Source organism: Mycobacterium sp. 050128, assembly GCF_036409155.1.
GTDB lineage: Bacteria > Actinomycetota > Actinomycetes > Mycobacteriales > Mycobacteriaceae > Mycobacterium.
Window position 1 is genome coordinate 132,120 of the sequence record NZ_JAZGLW010000002.1, and the last position, 18,679, is coordinate 150,798.

The 18,679-nt window shown below is 66.1% G+C and carries 23 protein-coding genes; 13 read left to right on the plus strand and 10 right to left on the minus strand.

All coding sequences use genetic code 11. The features are described 5' to 3' along the window. The first annotated feature begins 104 nt into the window (after positions 1-104). Positions 105-704, plus strand: a complete 600-nt coding sequence (locus SKC41_RS18030) for a TetR/AcrR family transcriptional regulator (RefSeq protein WP_330979062.1) — start codon at positions 105-107, stop codon at positions 702-704. A 76-nt stretch (positions 705-780) separates the two neighbouring features. Here the strand turns inward: SKC41_RS18030 and SKC41_RS18035 are convergent, their stop codons facing one another. Beyond that, on the minus strand, positions 781-1,656 hold the full coding sequence (locus SKC41_RS18035) for a LysR family transcriptional regulator (RefSeq protein ID WP_330979063.1): 876 nt from the start codon (positions 1,654-1,656) through the stop codon (positions 781-783). Between the two features lie 95 nt (positions 1,657-1,751). Here SKC41_RS18035 and SKC41_RS18040 point away from each other — a divergent pair, with 95 nt between their 5' ends. Together SKC41_RS18040 and SKC41_RS18045 are read left to right on the plus strand one after the other, a co-directional pair. Next, the gene (locus SKC41_RS18040) at positions 1,752-2,144 is read left to right on the plus strand and encodes a tautomerase family protein (RefSeq protein WP_330979064.1); all 393 of its coding nucleotides are present in this window, start codon (positions 1,752-1,754) and stop codon (positions 2,142-2,144) included. Next, entirely contained in the window at positions 2,141-3,100 is a 960-nt protein-coding gene (locus tag SKC41_RS18045; protein WP_330979065.1) for an NAD(P)H-dependent flavin oxidoreductase, read from the plus strand. The genes SKC41_RS18040 and SKC41_RS18045 overlap by 4 nt, the downstream gene beginning before the upstream one ends. On the opposite strand, the gene SKC41_RS18050 is transcribed toward SKC41_RS18045, so the two are convergent. The 3 genes from SKC41_RS18050 to SKC41_RS18060 are packed head-to-tail and all read right to left on the minus strand — an operon-like array spanning position 3,097 to position 5,961. Then, positions 3,097-3,810, minus strand: a complete 714-nt coding sequence (locus SKC41_RS18050; protein ID WP_330979066.1) for a hypothetical protein — start codon at positions 3,808-3,810, stop codon at positions 3,097-3,099. The genes SKC41_RS18045 and SKC41_RS18050 overlap by 4 nt on opposite strands. Positions 3,811-3,818: 8 nt before the next feature. Continuing rightward, on the minus strand, positions 3,819-5,264 hold the full coding sequence (locus SKC41_RS18055; RefSeq protein WP_330979067.1) for a class I adenylate-forming enzyme family protein: 1,446 nt from the start codon (positions 5,262-5,264) through the stop codon (positions 3,819-3,821). Positions 5,265-5,271: 7 nt separating this feature from the next. Further along, the gene (locus SKC41_RS18060) at positions 5,272-5,961 is read right to left on the minus strand and encodes a hypothetical protein (RefSeq protein WP_330979544.1); all 690 of its coding nucleotides are present in this window, start codon (positions 5,959-5,961) and stop codon (positions 5,272-5,274) included. Positions 5,962-6,155: 194 nt separating this feature from the next. Between SKC41_RS18060 and SKC41_RS18065 the strand changes: the two genes are divergently transcribed. The 5 genes from SKC41_RS18065 to SKC41_RS18085 all read left to right on the plus strand — a co-directional run bounded on the left by SKC41_RS18065 (position 6,156) and on the right by SKC41_RS18085 (position 9,383). Further along, entirely contained in the window at positions 6,156-6,638 is a 483-nt protein-coding gene (locus SKC41_RS18065) for a carboxymuconolactone decarboxylase family protein (protein WP_330979068.1), read from the plus strand. 18 nt (positions 6,639-6,656) lie between these two features. After that, a complete protein-coding gene (locus tag SKC41_RS18070) occupies positions 6,657-7,298 on the plus strand; it encodes a nitroreductase family protein (protein ID WP_330979069.1) in 642 nt (213 codons plus the stop codon). Next, positions 7,298-7,792 (plus strand): SRPBCC family protein, encoded by a 495-nt coding sequence (locus SKC41_RS18075; RefSeq protein ID WP_330979070.1) that lies wholly within the window; start codon positions 7,298-7,300, stop codon positions 7,790-7,792. The genes SKC41_RS18070 and SKC41_RS18075 overlap by 1 nt, the downstream gene beginning before the upstream one ends. 71 nt (positions 7,793-7,863) lie before the next feature. Further along, entirely contained in the window at positions 7,864-8,415 is a 552-nt protein-coding gene (locus SKC41_RS18080; RefSeq protein WP_330979071.1) for a hypothetical protein, read from the plus strand. A 2-nt stretch (positions 8,416-8,417) separates the two neighbouring features. Further along, on the plus strand, positions 8,418-9,383 hold the full coding sequence (locus SKC41_RS18085; RefSeq protein WP_330979072.1) for an FAD-dependent oxidoreductase: 966 nt from the start codon (positions 8,418-8,420) through the stop codon (positions 9,381-9,383). On the opposite strand, the gene SKC41_RS18090 is transcribed toward SKC41_RS18085, so the two are convergent. Then, positions 9,367-9,786, minus strand: a complete 420-nt coding sequence (locus tag SKC41_RS18090) for an anti-sigma factor antagonist (protein ID WP_330979073.1) — start codon at positions 9,784-9,786, stop codon at positions 9,367-9,369. The two genes, SKC41_RS18085 and SKC41_RS18090, sit on opposite strands and share 17 nt — an antisense overlap. A gap of 251 nt (positions 9,787-10,037) precedes the next feature. Here SKC41_RS18090 and SKC41_RS18095 point away from each other — a divergent pair, with 251 nt between their 5' ends. Next, complete coding sequence (locus SKC41_RS18095; RefSeq protein WP_330979074.1) at positions 10,038-10,820, plus strand: enoyl-CoA hydratase/isomerase family protein; 783 nt, start codon at positions 10,038-10,040, stop codon at positions 10,818-10,820. Between the two features lie 4 nt (positions 10,821-10,824). Here SKC41_RS18095 and SKC41_RS18100 read toward each other — a convergent pair whose 3' ends face one another. Both SKC41_RS18100 and SKC41_RS18105 read right to left on the minus strand, forming a co-directional pair. Beyond that, entirely contained in the window at positions 10,825-11,226 is a 402-nt protein-coding gene (locus SKC41_RS18100; protein ID WP_330979075.1) for a phage holin family protein, read from the minus strand. 70 nt (positions 11,227-11,296) lie between these two features. Beyond that, positions 11,297-12,364 carry an amidohydrolase family protein gene (locus SKC41_RS18105; protein ID WP_330979076.1) on the minus strand — a complete coding sequence of 356 codons (1,068 nt, stop codon included), beginning with the start codon at positions 12,362-12,364 and terminating at the stop codon, positions 11,297-11,299. A gap of 56 nt (positions 12,365-12,420) precedes the next feature. On the opposite strand from SKC41_RS18105, the gene SKC41_RS18110 reads away from it, so the two are divergent. Further along, positions 12,421-13,692 carry an MFS transporter gene (locus SKC41_RS18110; RefSeq protein WP_442931704.1) on the plus strand — a complete coding sequence of 424 codons (1,272 nt, stop codon included), beginning with the start codon at positions 12,421-12,423 and terminating at the stop codon, positions 13,690-13,692. 1 nt (position 13,693) lies between these two features. On the opposite strand, the gene SKC41_RS18115 is transcribed toward SKC41_RS18110, so the two are convergent. Next, complete coding sequence (locus SKC41_RS18115) at positions 13,694-14,974, minus strand: competence/damage-inducible protein A (RefSeq protein WP_330979078.1); 1,281 nt, start codon at positions 14,972-14,974, stop codon at positions 13,694-13,696. Between the two features lie 93 nt (positions 14,975-15,067). After that, entirely contained in the window at positions 15,068-15,373 is a 306-nt protein-coding gene (locus SKC41_RS18120; RefSeq protein ID WP_330979079.1) for an MTH1187 family thiamine-binding protein, read from the minus strand. Between the two features lie 38 nt (positions 15,374-15,411). On the opposite strand from SKC41_RS18120, the gene dtd reads away from it, so the two are divergent. The 3 genes from dtd to SKC41_RS18135 are packed head-to-tail and all read left to right on the plus strand — an operon-like array spanning position 15,412 to position 17,636. Further along, positions 15,412-15,843: a D-aminoacyl-tRNA deacylase gene (gene dtd, locus SKC41_RS18125; RefSeq protein ID WP_330979080.1), complete on the plus strand. Its 432-nt coding sequence runs from the start codon at positions 15,412-15,414 to the stop codon at positions 15,841-15,843. 54 nt (positions 15,844-15,897) lie between these two features. Further along, positions 15,898-16,821: a class I SAM-dependent methyltransferase gene (locus SKC41_RS18130; RefSeq protein ID WP_330979081.1), complete on the plus strand. Its 924-nt coding sequence runs from the start codon at positions 15,898-15,900 to the stop codon at positions 16,819-16,821. Positions 16,822-16,844: 23 nt separating this feature from the next. Next, positions 16,845-17,636, plus strand: coding sequence for an HAD-IB family hydrolase (locus tag SKC41_RS18135; protein ID WP_330979545.1), 792 nt, complete (start codon positions 16,845-16,847; stop codon positions 17,634-17,636). Here the strand turns inward: SKC41_RS18135 and SKC41_RS18140 are convergent. After that, positions 17,633-18,658 carry an alcohol dehydrogenase catalytic domain-containing protein gene (locus SKC41_RS18140; protein WP_330979082.1) on the minus strand — a complete coding sequence of 342 codons (1,026 nt, stop codon included), beginning with the start codon at positions 18,656-18,658 and terminating at the stop codon, positions 17,633-17,635. The two genes, SKC41_RS18135 and SKC41_RS18140, sit on opposite strands and share 4 nt — an antisense overlap. Positions 18,659-18,679: the final 21 nt, after the last annotated feature.

The window sequence follows — 18,679 nt, forward strand, 5'->3', positions numbered from 1 at the left end:
GCCTGCCCTCCGTCGGTGGTGTGCGCGTGACAAGAATATGTCAGTACTGACACAATTGGAAGATGTCAGTTCTGACGCAAACGGTGAGATACGATCGGCCTGCCATGACCGTTCCGATGAATCGCCACGAGCAGCGCCGCCGCTCGACACACGAGGCGTTGCGCCAAGCCGCGCTAAAAAGCTTCGCCCGCAAAGGCTTTGCGAACGTGACGGTCACCGAGCTGGCGGCCGAGGCCGGTGTTACCGAACGCACCTTCTTCCGGCACTTCCCGACCAAGGAGTCGGTGCTGTTCCAGGACTACGAGTCGCAGTTGGAATGGCTGGCCGAGGCTCTTGCGCAACGACCGGCCTCCGAGTCGCTCTTCGACGCGGTGCTGTCCAGTGTTGCGGCCTTCCCGCACGACCTCGAAGTGGTCCGGCAGGCCGCGACGGCGCGCACCGAGTTGATCACTGCCGAACGGATCGCCGGCCACTTGCGGGTGGTGCAGTCCTCGTTCGCCGCCGTGCTGACCGATTTCGTCAACAAGCGGAATCCGGACGTGCCCAACATCGAACTGGGTGCCAAGGTCGCGGGCTCGGCCCTGGCGGCGGCTCTCGTTGTGGCAGTGGAGCAGTGGGGCCGCAACGGCTGTACCGACGACCTCGGCGAGCTGGTGGCGGCCAGTATCGATCTGGTTCGCTCCGGTCTGGCATCGCTGGCCTGATCCGCCGTCGGCGTTCGCGATGGGGGCCGCTGCAGGCCGTGGATGAACATCGAAACGCATTAGTGCACAACAGATTTCAGGGGTCATAGGCAGCGGCGCTCGCCACCGCGGCCTCCACGAAGCGGCGTAGCTCGGCATTGCGGGCGCGCGGCAGGAAGGCCAGGGCGACCGGGCTCTGCGGTGCGCCCCGCAATGGGATGAACCGAACGCCGGGATGAATGTTGCGCCGGACGGCGACGTCCGGGATAACCCCGATGCCACGATCGGCGGCAACCGATTCGATCCACTCGTCGAAATTCGATGTCTCCACGACAGTTCGCGGGCCCTCGCCCGCCGGCCACGACCACGGTCCGGTGGTGCCGCTGGCGACGTTGACCACCAGTGGCCATCGCGGGACGTCGGCCCAATCCAACTGCGCCTGCCGCGCCAGGCGGGAGTGCACCGAGCACACCGCCACCCGTGCCTCGTTGAACAGGTGCACGACCCGCACGGTGGTCGAGGCCACCTGGCCGCGCACCACCGCGATGTTCACTCTCCCCTGCTGCACCGCGGCCAGCGCATCGTCGGTGCGGATCAAACTGACCGTCGTTGCGCTGGCCCGTTCAAATCGGGCGACGGTGTCTTGGGCCCACGGGTCGGGCAACAACCAACTGAACCCGAGGCGAATACTCGCCTGACGCCGCACGGCATCCACGCCGCGCTCGAATTCGGCCAGCACCCGTTCGACGTGCTCGAAAAACGTCCGTCCGGCGTCGGTCATCTCGACGTGCCGGGAGCTGCGATCGAGCAGGGTGACGCCGAGCGCGTCTTCCAACTGCTGGATGGTGCGGGTCAGCGCGGGTTGGGTGATCGTGAGCTCATCGGACGCCTGCGTGAAGGACTGCAATCGCGCCACCGCTTCGAACGCCCGCAGGTGTCGCAACTCCACTCGGCCGCTGTCCAGCACGCCCATGCCTGACAAGCATAGATGTCGTGCGACAGGCATTTCACTCCCGTTTGTCGTGGCCTTACCGTCGTACCCGAGGCGTATGGACCAGAGGAGAGAAAATGCCGTTGCTGTACATCGACCTGATCGAAGGGCGCACCCCGTCGGAGGTTCAGACGTTGCTGGACGCCGCGCATGACGCCGTCATCGGAGCGTTCGCGGTGCCGCCGGGTGACCGGTACCAGGTGGTGCGGACCCACCCCGAGCACGAGATCGTGGCCTGGGACACCGGTCTGGGCATCGAGCGCTCGGCTCGGCTGGTGATTGTGCACGTGATCAGTCGCCGACGCACCCGCGCCATGAAGGAGCGGTTCTACGATCTGTTGGCGACCAACCTCGCCCGGCGATGCGGGGTCGACCCGGCCGATCTGATCGTGTCGATCGCCGAAAACGGAGACGAGGACTGGTCTTTCGGTCACGGTCGGGCGCAGTTCCTCACCGGGGAACTGCAGTGAACACCCGGCTGACCGAGTTGTTCGGCATCGAACACCCGATTCTGCTCGCGCCGATGGCGATGGCCTCCGGCGGCCGACTCGCGGCGGCAGTGACGGCGGCCGGCGGGCTTGGCTTGATCGGTGGTGGGTACGGCAACGCCGATTGGCTGCGGCGCGAATTCGACCAGGCCGGGGCCGCGTTGGTCGGATGCGGGTTCATCACCTGGAGCCTGGCCCAACGGCCCGAACTGCTCGATCAGGCCCTGGAGCGTCAGCCGGCCGCAATCATGTTGTCGTTCGGTGATCTTCGGCCATTCGCGCAACGCGTTCGGGCCGCGGACGTTGTGCTGATTGCCCAGGTGCAGAACCTCGAGCACGCGCGCGCGGCCCTGGACAGCGGCGCGGACATCGTCGTCGCGCAGGGCGGCGAGGCGGGCGGCCACGGCATGACCGTCCGGTCCACCTTCACGCTGGTGCCCGATGTCGTCGACCTCGTCGCCGCGCGTTCTCCCGCAACACTGGTGGTGGCGGCCGGCGGTATCGCCGACGGCCGTGGGCTTGCGGCGGCATTGGCGCTGGGGGCCGACGGTGGGCTGGTCGGCACCAGGTTGTGGGCCAGCACCGAAGCGCTGGTGTCGCCACGGGCTCACCAGCGGGTCGTGGCGGCCAGCGGAGACGATACTTTCCGAACCAGGGTGTACGACGTTGTGCGACAGCTTGATTGGCCCGCCGACTACAATGCGCGAGCGCTGGGCAACCGATTCCTCGACACCTGGCACGGAAACGAGGACCAGCTGTCGGCGGCCCTGCCCGAAGCGGTGGAGACCTTCGAGAAGGCCGTGGCCGCAGAGGATTTCGATGCCGCTGCCATACTCGTCGGCGAGGCGATCGGACTCGTCCGCGATATTCGACCGGCCGGCGACATCGTGCGCGACATGGCGCGTGACGCCGTCCGGATTCTGGGTCGTGAGGCCTAGTACAACGGCGACCAGTTCGACGTCCGCAGCAACCGGCTCTCCCACTGATCGCGATACTTGAGCGCTTCGAACATGTAGCTGCCGGGCCCGCGGTATTCGGGAGGCACCTCTTTGGTCAGCAGATGGACAAGCGCCGCGTAGTTGTTGGAGTCGTCGATCTTCTGCCACAGCACGGCTTCTCGTCGCTGATGGCTTCCGTGCGCTATTTGGAAACAGGCCTGGATGTCCAGGATGCGCATGCGTGCCGGGGCCGCGGACAGCGGCCGATAGTAGATGTCGTTCCAGGAGCGGATGTAGTCGTCGAGCGGCGCCGACGGCCAGCCGGTGTCTTCCATGAAGAGGCTGAGCGGATGAGTTCCAGCGTCGGTGGGCACGGTCGAAAGATCGACCGACTGCAACGGCGACCACTCCACCGGCAACAGCAGCTTGCCCGTCACCTCGTGGCGCAGGTTGTCCAGTTCGCGCATCCACGGTTGCAGATCGCCGTGCTGGGCGCGCTGCGCCAGCCTCTCCCAGGAGGCACCGTCCGTGATGCCCGTGATCGTGACGACGGTGTAGGAAGGCCCGGTGCCGTGGGCATGGTTGGTGTACCAGAGCAGTCGGGCATTGTCGCCATTGGCCAGCGTGGGCATCCAACCCTCGCGATAAGCGGCCTCGAATTCGTCTTCCCGGGTGCCCACCACCTTGTGGGTCTCATGCAGAAACAGCACTTGGACTCCTAGGCCTCATCGGCGATCAGGGTGGCGAGCTGATCGCGGTTGACCTTGCCGGTTGCGCTGTACGGGATGTTTTCCATGACCGCCAATCGCTCGGGGAGCTTGAAGTAGGCGATCAATTCCCGACAGTGTGCCCGCAACTCGTCGAGTGTCACCGGGGCGCACGCCACGACTGCCGCACCGACTCGTTGCCCCAACTCGTCGTCGGCGATCCCGGCGACGGCGACGTCACTGACTGCCGGATGTGAGCGCAATGCTTCCTCGACCTCGATCGGTCCGAATTTCTCTCCCCCGCGATTGATTGTGTCCTTCAGTCGGCCGCTGGGGAAGATGTAGCCATCGGCATCTTGGCGGGCGAGATCGCCGGTGCGCAGCCAGCCCTCGGTGACGTTCTGGGAGGTGTTCACCCACAACTCGCCGACCGCCCCCGTCTCGACGTCGTTGCCCGTATCGGGGTCGACCACACGCACTTCGACTCCGGGTAAGGCGCGGCCGACGGAGCCGGCGCGCGCCGGGTCGCGGTGCTCGTCGGGCATCAAAGTCGTGTAAGCGCCCAGTGTTTCGGTCTGGCCGAATACGTTGGCCAACGCCACGTGCGGCAGCACCGCCATCGCCCTGCGCACCAGACTCGGCGGCGCGGCCGCGGCCCCGTAGGCAATGGCGATCAGCGACGACAGATCGGTGCTCGCGAAGTCGGGATGGTCGATGATCCGCTGCAGCATCGTCGGCACCATGAAGGTTGTGCTGACGCGGTGCTCTGCCACTAGGCGCAGCCATTCGCCGGCGCCGAACCGCGTTTGCACGACCGCCGTGTTGCCCGAATACAGGCTGCCAAGCACGCCCAGCGCACCGCCGACGTGGAACAGCGGGACGGTCAGCATGCTCACCGAGGGTTTCGCGGCGGCCCGGAAGGGACGCGACATCCCGGTGATGCGCCGGGTGAGCTGGCGGCCGCTGATGCTGACGGGTTTCGGGAGTCCCGTTGTGCCGCTGGTGAATAGGATCAACGCGTCGCGGTCGTCGGCATCCACGGCGACGGCGTCGTCGCCGGGAACCGGTCGGCCCAGCAGCTCGGTCAGCGTCAATGCCGTGGGGACACCGGCGTCCAGGACCCGTTCGACGTACTGCGCGCCGGCCACAGCCACGTCGGCGCACTCGGCATTCTTGTGCAGCCCCTGCAATTCCGGCGGTGTCAGCGCGGGATTCATCAGTGCGGGTGCGGCGCCGATTCGTGCCGCGCCGAGCAATGCGGCGATCGACAGCAGGCTTGCGTCATCGACGACGGCGATGCCCTGTCCGGGCGCGACCCCGTGGGCGGCCAGGCTCGCAGCACACTGCCGTACTGCCGTCGCCAGCTCGCCATAACTGACGGTTTGCCCGCCGACGATCAACGCGGCCCGGGCGGGATCCCCGCTGGCGGCGCCGTCGTGGATCGTCCCGATGTTCATACGCGGCTTAATACAGCGGTGACCACTCGGAGGTGCGCAGCAACCGGCTGGTCCACTGGTCGCGCAGGTCCAGGGCGTCGTACATCCAGGTGCCCGGCGCGCGGTACTCGGCGGGGATATGGCTGCGGAGCAGGTCGAGCAGCGCGTCCGGACGGCTGATGCGCTGCATCAGGATCACCTCACGTCGCACATGGCTGCCGAGGGCGGGCTGGAATGCCGCATGCATCGTCAGCATGGACGACGGCTCCTGGAGGCTCCTGGCGTACACGTCGCCGCAGCGGACGATGTACTCCTCGAACTTGTCCTCGTAGGGCCACATGGTGTCTTCCATGTAGAGGGTCATCTCGTGCTCTCGCCCGTCGACCGGCACGTCGCCGAACTGGACGTCCAGCAGCGGTGACCAGGGCAGCGGCATCAGCAGCTTTGCGGCGACCTCGTGGCGGAGTTCGTCGAGCCCGCGCATCCAGTCCTGAAGATCGCCCTTCTGCACTCGCAGGGTCAGCTTCTCCCACGCCGCGCCGTCGCGAACGGCGGTCACGGTCACGACCGTGTAGGCGGGGCCGCTGCCGTGCGCCTGGTTGGCGTACCAAAGCAACCGGGCATCGTCGCCGCGCCCGAGCATAGGCATCCAGCCGTCCCGGAACGCGGCTTCGAACTCGTCTTCCTTACGGCCGCGGACCGTGTGCAGCTCGTGCATGAACAGCACGCACAGACCTCCCATTCGCGGCGGTGGGCGCAACGCCGCTCAACGGACGGTAACCCCGGCGGATTGACACGTCCAGGCCGGGTTAGTCATACGCACAATTGCGCCTAGTCGCCCGACCTAGACAGCCGACTTGAGAATCTGGTTTGCTCAACTCGGTACCGTCCTTACCGGGCAGGAGTTCTCCCATGGCAAGGCTTGACGTGCCGGAGGGCCCGGGTGGCGAGGCCGCCATGATCTGGACGCTGCGGCCACCGCTCGGCGGCATGGTCGAACGGATGATCCGCGGCGCCTATCAGCAGAGCATCCTGCCGGCCGACGAGCGCGAGCTGGCGAGAATGCGGATTGCGCAGATCAACGATTGCGTGGCCTGCTCGGGCTTTCGCGCACAGTCGGTGCTGGACGCCGGTGTCGCGCCCGAGTTGTACGACAACGTCGCCGCCTACGCCGACTACCCCGGGTACACACCACGTCAACGCCTCGCCATCGAGTTCGCGGAGCGGTTCGCCAACGACCATGCGTCGATGGATGACGTGTTCTTCCAACGACTTCGGGAATCGTTCTCCGACGAGGAGATCCTGGATCTCACGCTGTGCGTGGCGGTATTTCTCGGCCTGGGACGTTCCCTGACCGTGCTGGGCGTCGACCAGTCCTGCGCCATCGACCTCTAACCAACTCGGAAGGAACCAATGGACATCGCCACCGTCGATGAACTGCTGAGCACCACGCGGTCGGTTCGTAAGCGTCTCGACCTGACCCGGCCGGTCGGCCGCGAGGTGATTCTGGAGTGCATCCAGCTGGCGATGCAGGCGCCGACGGCCAGCAACACACAGGACTGGCGCTGGCTGGTGATCACCGACGCGGACAAGCGCGCGGCCATCGCCGAGATCTACCGCAGTATCGGCTCGGAGTATCTCGCGTACGCGGTCGACAACGCGACCGACCCGCAGACGCAGCGGGTCTACCAGAGCGCGATGAGCCTGACCGAAACGCTGGGACGGGTTCCCGTGCATGTCATCCCCTGTCTGAACCAGCGCATCGACTCGGCGGAGCCGGGCATCGCCGCGGCGGCCTGGGCGTCGATCATCCCGGCGGGCTGGAGTTTTCTGCTGGCGCTGCGCTCGCGCGGGCTCGGCTCGGTGTGGACGACGATGCATCTGTTCAAGGAGAAGGAGGTGGCCGAACTGCTTGGCATTCCGCCGACGGTCACGCAGGCCGCACTGTTCCCCGTGGCCTACACGATCGGCACGGACTTCCGCCCGGCTAAGCGGCCGCCCGCGGAGACCATCACCTTCTGGAACAGCTGGCAACCGGCTGATGGAAATAGCTGATGCAGTCCTACACCGTGCGATTCCACGTCGACGCGCCGCCGAAAAAGGTGTGGCGCGTGCTGCATCCCCCGGTGCCACCGAACGCGCCGCGCCCGCGAGTGCTCAAGTGGCCGACCGGCAGCATGGAAATCCTGAACGAGGGCAACGAAGCCGGTGAGGGCCTGGTCCGCACCTGCGTCTTCCCGGTCCCCAGGTACCTCCTGTCCGGCGGCCGGGCGCGGTCGTGGGAGACGGTGACCGAAGCCGAGCTCAACAAGCTGTCGCGCTACATCGCCGTCGGCGCGCCGCTGTGGTCGCGGGCCGAGGGATATCACCAGCTCGAGGAGCAGGCCGACGGCACCACCGTGCTGACGTTTCACGAGACATATCACGCCTACAACCCGGTGCTGCGTTTCTTTCTCGAGCGCCCGGTGCACGCCAGGATTTCGCGGGACAACCTCGACACCTACGAGCACGCGCTCGGTTACGCCGGCAAGGTCCGGCGGCTGCCCTAGGCGTTCGATGCTGCTCGGCCGATCTCACTGAGATGTGAATTAGGTTCTTGACCCCGGTACCCTCGGTGTCTATGGGCGGAGTACCTACTGCGGCACGGTTGGCTGCGGCGAGTCTGATGGTCGCGGGCTGGGCCGCCGCGTCCACCGTCGTGGCCAGCGCCGACCCGGACGACACACGTGGTCCGGCGCCGGGGCCGACACCCGGGCAATCGGCCGCGCCATCGTCGGCGGCGCCTGCGGCGTCGCCCTCACCCGCGCCGCCGGGCGGCGCGCCGAAGACGGTCATGGACAAGGACGGCCTTTACGCGGTGGGTACCGACATCGTGCCGGGCATCTACAGCAGCGGCGGCCCGGTCGGCAACGGCACCTGCTACTGGAAGCGGACGGCCAACCCGGACGGCGCCCTGATCGATAACTCGCTCACCAAAAAGCCGCAGGTGGTCAAGATCGAACCGACGGACAAGGCGTTCAAGACGGACGGCTGCCAACCCTGGCAGCTGACGCCCGACGCTACTGCACCCGCCGACGTCCCCGGGCCGGTTGCGGGCGCCCAACTGCAGGGCACCCTGGGCACCCTCAACGGGTTGCTCGGGCCGAACGGAATGCGGGTACCCGGCACCTGACCGTGGCCAGTACGGAACAGATTGTCGTCGTTGGTGCGGGAGTCTGCGGACTGACGTCGGCCCTGTGCCTGGCCGAAGCCGGGTGGCCGGTGCGGGTGTGGACCGCCGCAATGCCCAAGCAGACGACATCGGTAGTGGCCGGTGCGGTCTGGGCTCCGCCGCGACCGGCCGAACGCGCCACCAAGACAATGGCGTGGACCCAACATTCGCTGGGAGTGTTTCGCGAACTGGCCGCCGATCCCGATACCGGGGTGCAGCTGGCGCCGGCGCTCGGCGTCGGCGAATTGACCGCGGCCGAGGCGATGTCGTCCGCGGCGCAGCTGATCCCGCAGTTGCGGCCGGCCGATCCGACCGATCTGCCCGATGGATTTCAGGTCGGGTTTCGCGCGACCCTCCCGATGATCGACATGCCGCACTACCTCGGCTACCTCACGCAGCGACTCGCCGCGGCCGGCGGCGAGATCGAGGAGCACCCGGTGCGGTCACTGCTGGAGGCCGCCGACGCCGCGCCGATCGTGATCAATTGTTCCGGTCTCGGCGCCCGGGCGCTGGTGGGCGACGACACGGTGCGGCCGCTGTTCGGCCAGCATGTCATCCTCGCCAATCCTGGTCTGCGGCAATTGTTTCTAGAGATCAATAATGGCCCGGAATGGGTGTGCTACTTCCCGCACCCACGGCGCGTGGTGTGTGGCGGGATCAGCATCCCGGATCGCTGGGACACCACCGCCGAACCCGACATCACCGAGCGCATCCTGGCACGCTGCCGCCGGATCGAGCCGAGGCTTGCCGAGGCCGAGGTGCTCGAGACGATTACCGGGCTACGGCCCGATCGTCCCGCCGTGCGGCTCGAAGCCGAGCCAGTCGGGAAGGCGCGCTGCATCCACAACTACGGGCACGGTGGCAATGGCGTGACGTTGTCCTGGGGTTGCGCGCGCGATGTGGTGCGGCTGGTCAGCCGTGATCGCTGACCGGCGATAGTGCTGTCTCCACGGACGCGTACGTCGGCAGCAACGGACGCAGTCCGCAGGCGGCGATGGTCCGGGCCACGATCGGCTGGCTGGTAACGAGTCGCAACGTGACGCCGCGACTGCGACACTGCGCCGCCTCGTGCGCCAGCGCGGCATAACCGCATGAGCCCATGAAATCGAGGTCGCACACGTCGATTACGAACGGACCGGGCGCGACGGTTTCGGCGGCACCGCGGCTCAGCACGTCCTGCCACGCGGTCTCGTTGCTGGCGTCGATATCGCCGCCGACATGGACGACTACCGAGGAACCGGTGCGCCGGGTAACCGTGCGCAAGCCGCTTGGCACATGGCCGAGATAGGACCCGTTGTTGGGCCGTGCGATTCCAATTGAGGCAGTGTCCATCTCTGCGACATCCCGTTCGTGGTGGGCAGTATCGGGCGACGCCGTCCTCGTCCCGAGAAGGCCGGCAGGGTTGTCGTCAAACCGACCCTGTCGGTTTTCACGTCGTTGCTAAGCGTATGTGCAATTGAGATTTACCGAGTGAATTTGTGCAAATCCACCGGTTTTACTGCGCCCGGCTGACGGCCAAGGTCACTGAAAGCCTTACTATTTCAAGAACGGTAGCAACGACGAACCGAAACGGTGGAACAACCGTGAGCATCGATTACGCGCTTAACGCTCACATTGCCACCATTACGATCAACCGTCCCGAGACACGCAACTCGCTGGATATGGAACATTTCCGCGATTTGGCTCACGCATGGGCCGGCTTCCGTGACGACGACGGCGCCTGGGTTGCTGTCGTCACCGGCGTCGGGCGAGATTTCTGCACCGGAGCGGATCTGAAGAAATTCATTCCCGAACTCACCGGCTACCTTCCCAAGCCCGATGGCTGGGACGCACTCGACGCAATTCATGCGGTGTTGCATCGCTTCCCGGTGTACAAGCCGATCATCGCAGCCGTGAACGGAACATGTGTCGCAGGTGGCTTTGAAATGTTGGGCTGCACCGACATCCGCGTCGCGGTGCCCGAAGCGCGGTTCGCCGTGATGGAACCCAAACGCGGCTTGTTCGCCGGCGGCGGCAGCACGGTGCGGCTGCCGCGGCAGATCCCCTACGCCTTGGCGATGGAGCTGCTGCTGACCGCCGACATGGTGGACGCGCCGCGAGCCCTGGCAATGGGGCTGCTGAACCAAGTCGTGCCGGCCGAGCGGTTGATGGACACCGCCTACGACTATGCGCAGCGCATCGCCGCCAACGCGCCGCTCGCGGTCTATGCCACCAAGCAGTCCGCGGTCGAAGGGCTGACGCTCGACCTCGAAGCGGCCTACGACAACGAGACTCGGCACAGCGACCGGGTTTTCGCGACCGAGGACGCCAAGGAGGGGCCGCGCGCCTTCGCCGAGAAGCGACCGCCGCGATGGCAGGCGCGCTGAGGGATCAGCCGCGCGTGTGCCGGTCGACGTCGCGGACCACCAGCGACAGCAGCCAGCTCACGATCGACAACAGGATCGCGGCCCAGATCGCCGTCCACCAGAAGTGGTCGATCGCCAGTCCCCAATGCGTGGTGTGTTCGGTGATCCGTGCGGTGAGCCAGAGCATTAACGCGTTGACGACGATGTGGAACAGGCCAAGGGTCAGGATGTACAGCGGGATGGACAAGAACGCAACGATCGGCCTGATGAACGCGTTGACCAGTCCGAAGATCAGGGCCACGACGAAGATGATGCCGATCCGTTCCAGCGGCGTATTGCCGCCGACGAAGGTCAGTCCGTGGACGAAGTGGGTGACGATCCACATGGCAAAACCCGTCAAGGCGGCGCGAAGCAGAAATGGGCCCATGCCGCAAGATCCTGCCATTCGAATGGAATGCCCGGCAGGGCCATTCGGCCCCTGCCGATCGGCGTCAGATTCAGTTAAGCGCGTAAAAGCGTTGGGCGTTGCGGCTGGCGATCTTCTCCCGCGACTCTTCGCTGATGTCCGCGCGGGTGCGCAGGTGCTTGGTGCTCTCCGGCCACTCGCCGTCCCAATGCGGGTAGTCGCTGGCGAACATGATGAAGTCGGCGCCCAGCACGTCGATCACGCCGGGCAGGATCGGTTCTTCCGGCTCGCACGTCACGAAGATGTTTCCCGCAGAGAGGTATTCGTGCGGGTCGCGCCGCCAGCCGCGTTCGACCCAATCCCCTCGCTTCTCGTAGTGCTCGTGCAGGCGGTCCATGAAGAACGGAACCCAGCCGGCGCCCGCTTCCAGGAAGGCGACGCGCAGCTTGGGATGGCGCTCGAAGACGCCGCCGGAGACCATCGCTGTCATCGCCGTCATCTGGTCGAACGGAAAGCTGATGCAGTGCACCTGGATGTAATTGGTGAAGCGGTCCACGCCGATTTTGGGTAGATGAATTCCGGGCGCTCCGTGTATGCCCAGCGGCATCCCGAGTTCCACCGCGGCGGCGTAGAACGCGTCGAGGTCGGGATGGTCCAGGTTGCGGGACTTGAGCGCCGGCGGGACGAGAGTCGCCACCAGCCCGAGGTCCTTGGCCTCGGTCATGACGTCGATGGCCAGCTGCCCATGCTCGATCGGGGTCACTGCCACGCCGCGCAACCGGCCGCCCGACGAGGCGCAGTAATCCGCGATCCACTGGTTGTAGAGCCGCGCGAATCCCGCCGCGAATTCCGGGTCTTCGAGGCTCGGCGCGCAGAGCCCGAGGCTCGGGTACAGGACCATCGTGTCGATGTGATCGCGGTCGGCGTCGCCCAGCACGCCGTCGGGTGACGAGCAGTTGATGTTGGGCGACTTGCTGATTCCGTGTTCGGGCGGACAGCCGGCGCCCGGGCCGCGATCCTCCGGATAGTTGCGGCCTTCGATCATCAGCCGCAGGCGCCGGTCTGTGCTGGGCTTGACGTGGTCGGGCCAACGCTTGATCGCTTCGATCGCCAGCGAGGAATTCTCGGCGACATGTCCATCGGCATCGATGATTCGCATATATCCGGAACTTACTCCGGCGCAGCGGATGGTCAAACGGCTCGCGGTGCGCCACGATGCTTCACGTGACAACTCAACGGCTCAACGCCGACCAGCGAAATTCGTTCATTGCCGCGATGCTGGGCTGGACGATGGATGCCTTCGATTACTTCATCGTCGTGTTCGTCTATGCCGATATCGCAAAGACCTTCCACATCAGTAAGGCCGAGGTCGCCTTCGTCACGACCGCCACCCTGATCATGCGCCCGGTGGGCGCCTTGCTGTTCGGGTTGTGGGCCGACCGGGTCGGTCGGCGGACCCCGCTGATGGTGGACGTGATCTTCTACTCCATCGTCGGCTTCCTGTGCGCGTTCGCGCCCAACTTCACCGTGCTGATGATTTTGCGGATGCTGTACGGACTTGGCATGGGCGGTGAATGGGGACTTGGCGCCGCGCTCGCGATGGAGAAGGTTCCCGTCGAGCGGCGGGGCTTTTTCTCGGGGCTGCTGCAGGAGGGTTACGCCTTCGGCTATCTGCTGGCCAGTATCGGATCGCTGTTGGTGATGGACTGGCTGGGCCTGTCGTGGCGTTGGCTGTTCGGTCTGTCGATCATCCCGGCGTTGATCAGCCTGATCATCCGCTACCGGGTGCAGGAGTCCGAGGTGTGGGAAGCCGCCCAGGATCGGATGAAGCTGACCAATACCAAAATCACCGACGTGCTGCGCGACGGCAAGATCGTCCGCCGATTCTTTTATCTGGTGGCGTTGATGACGGCCTTCAACTGGATGAGTCACGGCACGCAGGACGTCTACCCGACGTTCTTGGGTTCAACGGCCAACCACGGCGCCGGCCTCGACAGCGTGACGGTGAAGTGGATCGTGGTGGTCTACAACATCGGTGCCATCGCCGGCGGTCTGTTCTTCGGCACGATGTCGCAACGGTTCAGCCGCCGCTACACCGTGATTTTCTGCGCGATCCTGGGGTTGCCGATCGTGCCGCTGTTCGCCTACTCGCGCACCGCGGCGATGCTGTGTCTCGGTTCGTTTTTGATGCAGGTCTGCGTGCAGGGCGCCTGGGGTGTGATCCCCGCACACCTGACCGAGTTGTCGCCGGACGCCATCCGCGGCCTCTACCCCGGGGTGACCTACCAGCTCGGCAATCTGCTCGCCGCGTTCAACCTGCCTATCCAGGAACGACTGGCGGAGACGCACGGCTATCCGTTCGCGCTGGCCGCCACGATTGTGCCGGTGTTATGTGCCGTGGCATTCCTGACGTTCATCGGTAAGGACGCGACCGGACTTCGCTTCGGCACCGCCGAAACCGCGTTCCTGCCAACGGAAGTCAAATGATCTAGAGCGACGCCTGCTCGCTCAGCGCGCGTCGCAGCATGTGCATCGCGACCGTCGCCGAGCGTTCGCGGACATCGGAGCGGTTCCCGGGTAGTCGCAGCGTGCGGGTGTCTGTGCGTCCTTCGGCCAATCGAACGGTGAAGCACACCGTGCCCACCGGCTTCTCCGGTGTTCCCCCGCCGGGACCGGCGATGCCGGTGATCGCGACGGCGGTGTCCGCGGCGAAACGGCGTAATGCGCCGGCCGCCATCGCCTCGGCCACCGGTTCGGACACCGCGCCGTGTGCGTCGATCAGCGCCGCATCGACGCCGAGCAGCTGCACCTTCGCATCGTTGGAGTAGCTCACCACGCCGCCCATCACGTAGGCCGACGATCCGGGCCGATCGGTCAGCCGTGCGGCCACCAGTCCCGCGGTGCAGGATTCCGCGGTGGCTATCCGGCGCCCGGCCAGTAGCCGCGCGACCACATCGTCCACCTGGGATCCGTCTTCGGAGTAGAGCTGCTGTCCGTGCCGCTCGCGCAGCAACTGGGTCAGTTGGGCATAGACCTGCGCCGCGCCGGGCTCGTAGCGGGTGACCATTTCAATCTCGCCGCGCCGCAGGCAGGTGGTGATCTCCAGCGCGTCGAATCCCGCGACGGAATTCTGCGCGTCACGCAGTGTTTCGGCCAGCCCCGACTCGGGCAGCCCGAACATCCGGATGGTGTCCTGACGGTAGATCGTCCGGCCGGCGATCGCGTGGCGCGCCGCCGGTGTCTCGATGGCCTTGTGCCACATCGGCTGAAGCTCACGCGGCGGGCCGGGAAGCACGATCACCGTGGGCTTTCCTGGCACCACGACGCCCGGCGCGGTTCCCACCGGGTCGAGCACCTGTGCGCCGGCGGGAACCATGGCCTGTTTGCGGTTGGCGGCGCGCACCGCGTCGAAGCTTTCCGAATCAAAGTGCGCCATAAGCTTTTTGAGAATATTGGCGATCTTGTCTTCGACTACTTCGTCGAGCATCAGCTCGCGTTCACAGAACCGTGCCACCACCTCCACGGTCATGTCGTCGGCCGTGGGGCCCAATCCCCCGCTGGTGACTATCAGGTCCACGCCCTGATCGGCCATGAAGCGCAGTTGCGCCTCGATGTCGGAGGGCCGATCACCGCAGATGGTGATGTGGGCCAGCTCTACGCCCAGTTCGAGCAGCCGGTCGGCGATCCACGGGCCGTTTCTGTCTTGGACGCGTCCGGTGAGGACTTCGGTTCCGGTGACGACGATGCCTGCGCGTGCGCTCACCGGCATGAGCCTACTGGCGCGTGGACGCGGTAATGGCGTCGAGTGTGCGCTGACGGCGGCGACACGCCGGTCGCGGCCGCCCTGGACGCACACTCGAGGCTAGCCCTCGGCGAGGTAGCGCTCGACCGTCGCGACTTTACGGGTCATCGCGTCCGCGACGCCGGCGCGGATGTCCGCCTTGATCACCGTGCTGACCCTGGGGGCGCGAGCGGCGACGGCCTCGACGGCGCGCTGCACGACCGCCATCACTTCCTCCCAGGTATCGCCCTCGATCACGGTGAACATCGAATCGGTCTTGTTGGGCAACCCGGAGTCGCGCACCACTCGCACCGCTTCGGCGACGATCTCGCCGACGGCCTCGCCGACGCCGAGCGGGGTGACCGAGAAGGCGACAAGGACAGACACGCGTCGAGCGTACCCATCGCGCCTGGCAGCATCGAACTATGCGGGTTCTGGTGCAACGGGTCTCGTCGGCAGCGGTGGCCATCGACGGCCAGCTGGTCGGTGCCATCCGGCCGGAAGGTCAGGGGCTGCTGGCATTCGTCGGTGTCACGCACAGCGACGATGCCGACAAGGGCCGCCGCCTTGCCGAAAAGCTCTGGAACCTCCGCATTCTCGCCGACGAACGGTCCGCGGCCGATATCGATGCGCCGATCCTGGTGGTCAGCCAATTCACGCTCTATGCCGACACCGCGAAGGGCCGCCGGCCGTCCTGGAACGCGGCGGCTCCCGCTGCGGTCGCCGAGCCACTGGTCGCGGCGTTCGCGGAGGCGTTGCGCGGCTTGGGTGCCCGCGTCCAAACCGGCGTGTTCGGGGCGAATATGCAGGTCGAATTGGTCAACGATGGGCCAGTAACGGTGATTCTTGAACTCTGAACGCGCCCTCGCAGGTACCGTGGATCCTGGTTGATCGAGACAGGAGGGGCGACCGTGAGCACTGCGCCTGAATCTGGGCCCGAATTCGGCTCGCTCCGTACCGATGACGACCAATGGGACATCGTCAGCAGCGTCGGCTACACCGCTCTGCTGGTGGCGGGATGGCGCGCCGTGCACGCCGTGAGCGCGCAGCCGCTGGTCCGCGACGAATACGCGAAGGTGTTCATCGAGGCTTCGCAGGACCCGTATTTGGCCGGTGCGCTTGCCAATCCGGGAAGCACCGACGACGAGACCGCGTTTCCGCGTCTCTACGGTGTGCAAACGCGGTTTTTCGACGACTTCTTCACCTCCGCGACCGACGCGGGTATCCGACAAGCGGTGATCGTCGCCGCGGGACTGGACTCTCGCGCGTATCGCCTCCAATGGCCATCCGCGACAATCGTTTTCGAAATCGACCTGCCGAAAGTTCTGGAATTCAAGGCTCGTGTGCTGGGCGAGTACGGCGCGGTGCCCAAGGCGTCGCGGGTTGAGGTCGCCGCAGACTTGCGCACCGACTGGTCCAGGCCACTGGAAGCGGCCGGCTTCGACACCGAAAGGCCGAGCGCGTGGTCGGTCGAGGGGATATTGCCCTACCTGACCGACGAAGCCCAGAACACGCTGTTCACCCGGATCAGCGGACTCAGCGCACCCGGCAGCCGAATCGCCATCGGTGCACTGGGATCGCGACTGGACCACGATCAGCTCGAAGCGCTGGAAACCAACCACCCCGGGGTCAACATGTCCGGCGATGTGGACTTCTCCGCCCTGACGTATGAGCCCAAGGGGGACCCCGCCGAATGGCTGGCCGCGCACGGCTGGACCGTCGGGCCCGTCCGCAACACCCTGGACCTACAGGCCGGCTACGGCATGACACCACCCGCTGTCGACGTGAAGATCGACAGTTTCATGCATTCGCAGTACATAACGGCTAGCCGGTAGCGGATGGAGTCGACGTGGTGACTATGACGATGCTCTCGCCCGCCGACGCCGTCGCCGAGATCGCGGCCAGTGCACCAGGACCGCGAGTCGGCGCATTCTTCGATCTCGACGGCACCCTGGTCGACGGCTTCACCGCCGCGGTCCATGTCGGCGACCGCATCCGGCGCCGGCAGGTCGGACTTGGTGAGCTGGTCGGCGTATTCGATGCCGCGTTGCGCTATCGATTCGGCCGCCTGGAATTCGAGCGCCTCATCGTCCGGGCCGCCGGATATCTGCAAGGCGAATCACTGCTCGAGCTCGACGAGCTGGGCGAGCGGTTGTTCGTCGAACGTGTTGCCTCACTCCTGTATTCGCATATGCGCGACATCGTGCGAGCGCATCAGGAACGCGGGCATACCGTGGTCCTGAGTTCGTCGGCACTATCGATTCAGGCGCTGCCGGTCGCGCGCTTTCTCGGCATCTCCAACGTGCAGTGCAACCGTTTCGAGCTGGACGCGCTCGGGCGCCTCACCGGCGGAATCGTCAAACCGATCGTGTGGGGCACGACGAAAGCTGCTGCGGTGCAACAGTTCTGCACTGAAAACGATGTCGCGGTGCAACATAGCTATTTCTACGCCGATGGCGACGAGGATGCCGCGTCGATGTCGGTGGTCGGCTATCCGAGACCGGTGAATCCCCGCTCGGGCCTGGCCGCCGCGGCCGCGGCGCACGGCTGGCCGGTGATGTGGCTTGCCTCGGTGCGGCGCCGGCCGATGCGGACGCTGCGCTACCTGGCGAACCACGTTCGCCGTGAGTCGCCGCGAGACGCCGACTAGGGCTTCAGCAGAATCTTCACGTCGTCACCGGATCGCGACTCGGCTGTTGCGTAGCCCTTGGCCGCTTCGTCCAGGGGCATTGACGTGGTGAAGATGCCGTCGACGTCGAGTCGGCCCGATTGCAGCAGCGGGATCAACTCCGGCCAGGTGCGCTGCACCGGCGCCGTGGTGAATCGAAGGCTCGTGCTGCGAATCAGGCAGCCCAAGGCGTTGAGCGGGAACGGATTCATATCGTGCACACCGACAACCGAGACGGTGCCACCGGGCCGGACGATGTTGATCGCGTCGGTCAGGGAGGAATCGGTGGCGACGGCATCGATCACCGCGTCGGCGCCTCGTCCGCCGGTCGCCGCCATGATCGCCTCGAGGGCCGGTGCTTTGACCGGCGTCGCGCCCCAGCCTGCCGCGCGGGCCAAGCGGCCATCGACCTTATCGATCGCGAAAACCGTTGCAGCACCCTGAAAAAGGGCACTGCGCAGCGCGCACAAGCCCACCGCGCCCAGCCCGACGACCGCGACGCTGCCGCCGAACGGAATGTCGGCGCGTTGCGCCGCCGCCCAGCCGGTGGCCAGGTTGTCGGTGAGCAGCAGAGCCTGTTCGGTGCTGATGCCATCGGGCATCTTGCGCAGCTGGAAATCGGCGGCGGGCACGGCCAGCAGATCGGCTTGCGCACCACCGAGCAGGCCCCCGCCGAAGATCTGAAAACCGGAGTAGCACATGACCGGATCGCGGGTCGCGCACCCCGGGCACTTACCGCAGCCGGTGACGGACGACACCATGACCTGATCGCCAGCCCTGACGGTGCGCACCTCGGGCCCGACCTCCACCACGGTGCCGACCGCTTCGTGGCCCAGCGCGATCGGGTCGGGCATCGGAAAGTCGGCCTCGTAGAAGTGCAGGTCGGATCCGCAGATGCCGGCGGCAGTGACTTCGACGACCGCGCCGTCGGGGCCCGGGAGGACGGGATCGGGACGGGTGTCGACCCTGATGTTGCGGGGGCCATCGACGACTACCGTGCGCATAGTGCTGTGCTCACTTTCCTG

Coding starts and splice junctions, on each gene's coding strand:
- SKC41_RS18030 (WP_330979062.1), top strand. CDS start 105: ATGACCGTTCCGATGAATCGCCACGAGCAGCGCCGCCGCTCGACACAC.
- SKC41_RS18035 (WP_330979063.1), bottom strand. CDS start 1,656: ATGGGCGTGCTGGACAGCGGCCGAGTGGAGTTGCGACACCTGCGGGCG.
- SKC41_RS18040 (WP_330979064.1), top strand. CDS start 1,752: ATGCCGTTGCTGTACATCGACCTGATCGAAGGGCGCACCCCGTCGGAG.
- SKC41_RS18055 (WP_330979067.1), bottom strand. CDS start 5,264: ATGAACATCGGGACGATCCACGACGGCGCCGCCAGCGGGGATCCCGCC.
- SKC41_RS18060 (WP_330979544.1), bottom strand. CDS start 5,961: ATGCACGAGCTGCACACGGTCCGCGGCCGTAAGGAAGACGAGTTCGAA.
- SKC41_RS18065 (WP_330979068.1), top strand. CDS start 6,156: ATGGCAAGGCTTGACGTGCCGGAGGGCCCGGGTGGCGAGGCCGCCATG.
- SKC41_RS18070 (WP_330979069.1), top strand. CDS start 6,657: ATGGACATCGCCACCGTCGATGAACTGCTGAGCACCACGCGGTCGGTT.
- SKC41_RS18075 (WP_330979070.1), top strand. CDS start 7,298: ATGCAGTCCTACACCGTGCGATTCCACGTCGACGCGCCGCCGAAAAAG.
- SKC41_RS18080 (WP_330979071.1), top strand. CDS start 7,864: ATGGGCGGAGTACCTACTGCGGCACGGTTGGCTGCGGCGAGTCTGATG.
- SKC41_RS18090 (WP_330979073.1), bottom strand. CDS start 9,786: ATGGACACTGCCTCAATTGGAATCGCACGGCCCAACAACGGGTCCTAT.
- SKC41_RS18100 (WP_330979075.1), bottom strand. CDS start 11,226: ATGGGCCCATTTCTGCTTCGCGCCGCCTTGACGGGTTTTGCCATGTGG.
- SKC41_RS18105 (WP_330979076.1), bottom strand. CDS start 12,364: ATGCGAATCATCGATGCCGATGGACATGTCGCCGAGAATTCCTCGCTG.
- SKC41_RS18110 (WP_442931704.1), top strand. CDS start 12,421: ATGCTTCACGTGACAACTCAACGGCTCAACGCCGACCAGCGAAATTCG.
- SKC41_RS18115 (WP_330979078.1), bottom strand. CDS start 14,974: ATGCCGGTGAGCGCACGCGCAGGCATCGTCGTCACCGGAACCGAAGTC.
- dtd (WP_330979080.1), top strand. CDS start 15,412: ATGCGGGTTCTGGTGCAACGGGTCTCGTCGGCAGCGGTGGCCATCGAC.
- SKC41_RS18135 (WP_330979545.1), top strand. CDS start 16,845: ATGACGATGCTCTCGCCCGCCGACGCCGTCGCCGAGATCGCGGCCAGT.
- SKC41_RS18140 (WP_330979082.1), bottom strand. CDS start 18,658: ATGCGCACGGTAGTCGTCGATGGCCCCCGCAACATCAGGGTCGACACC.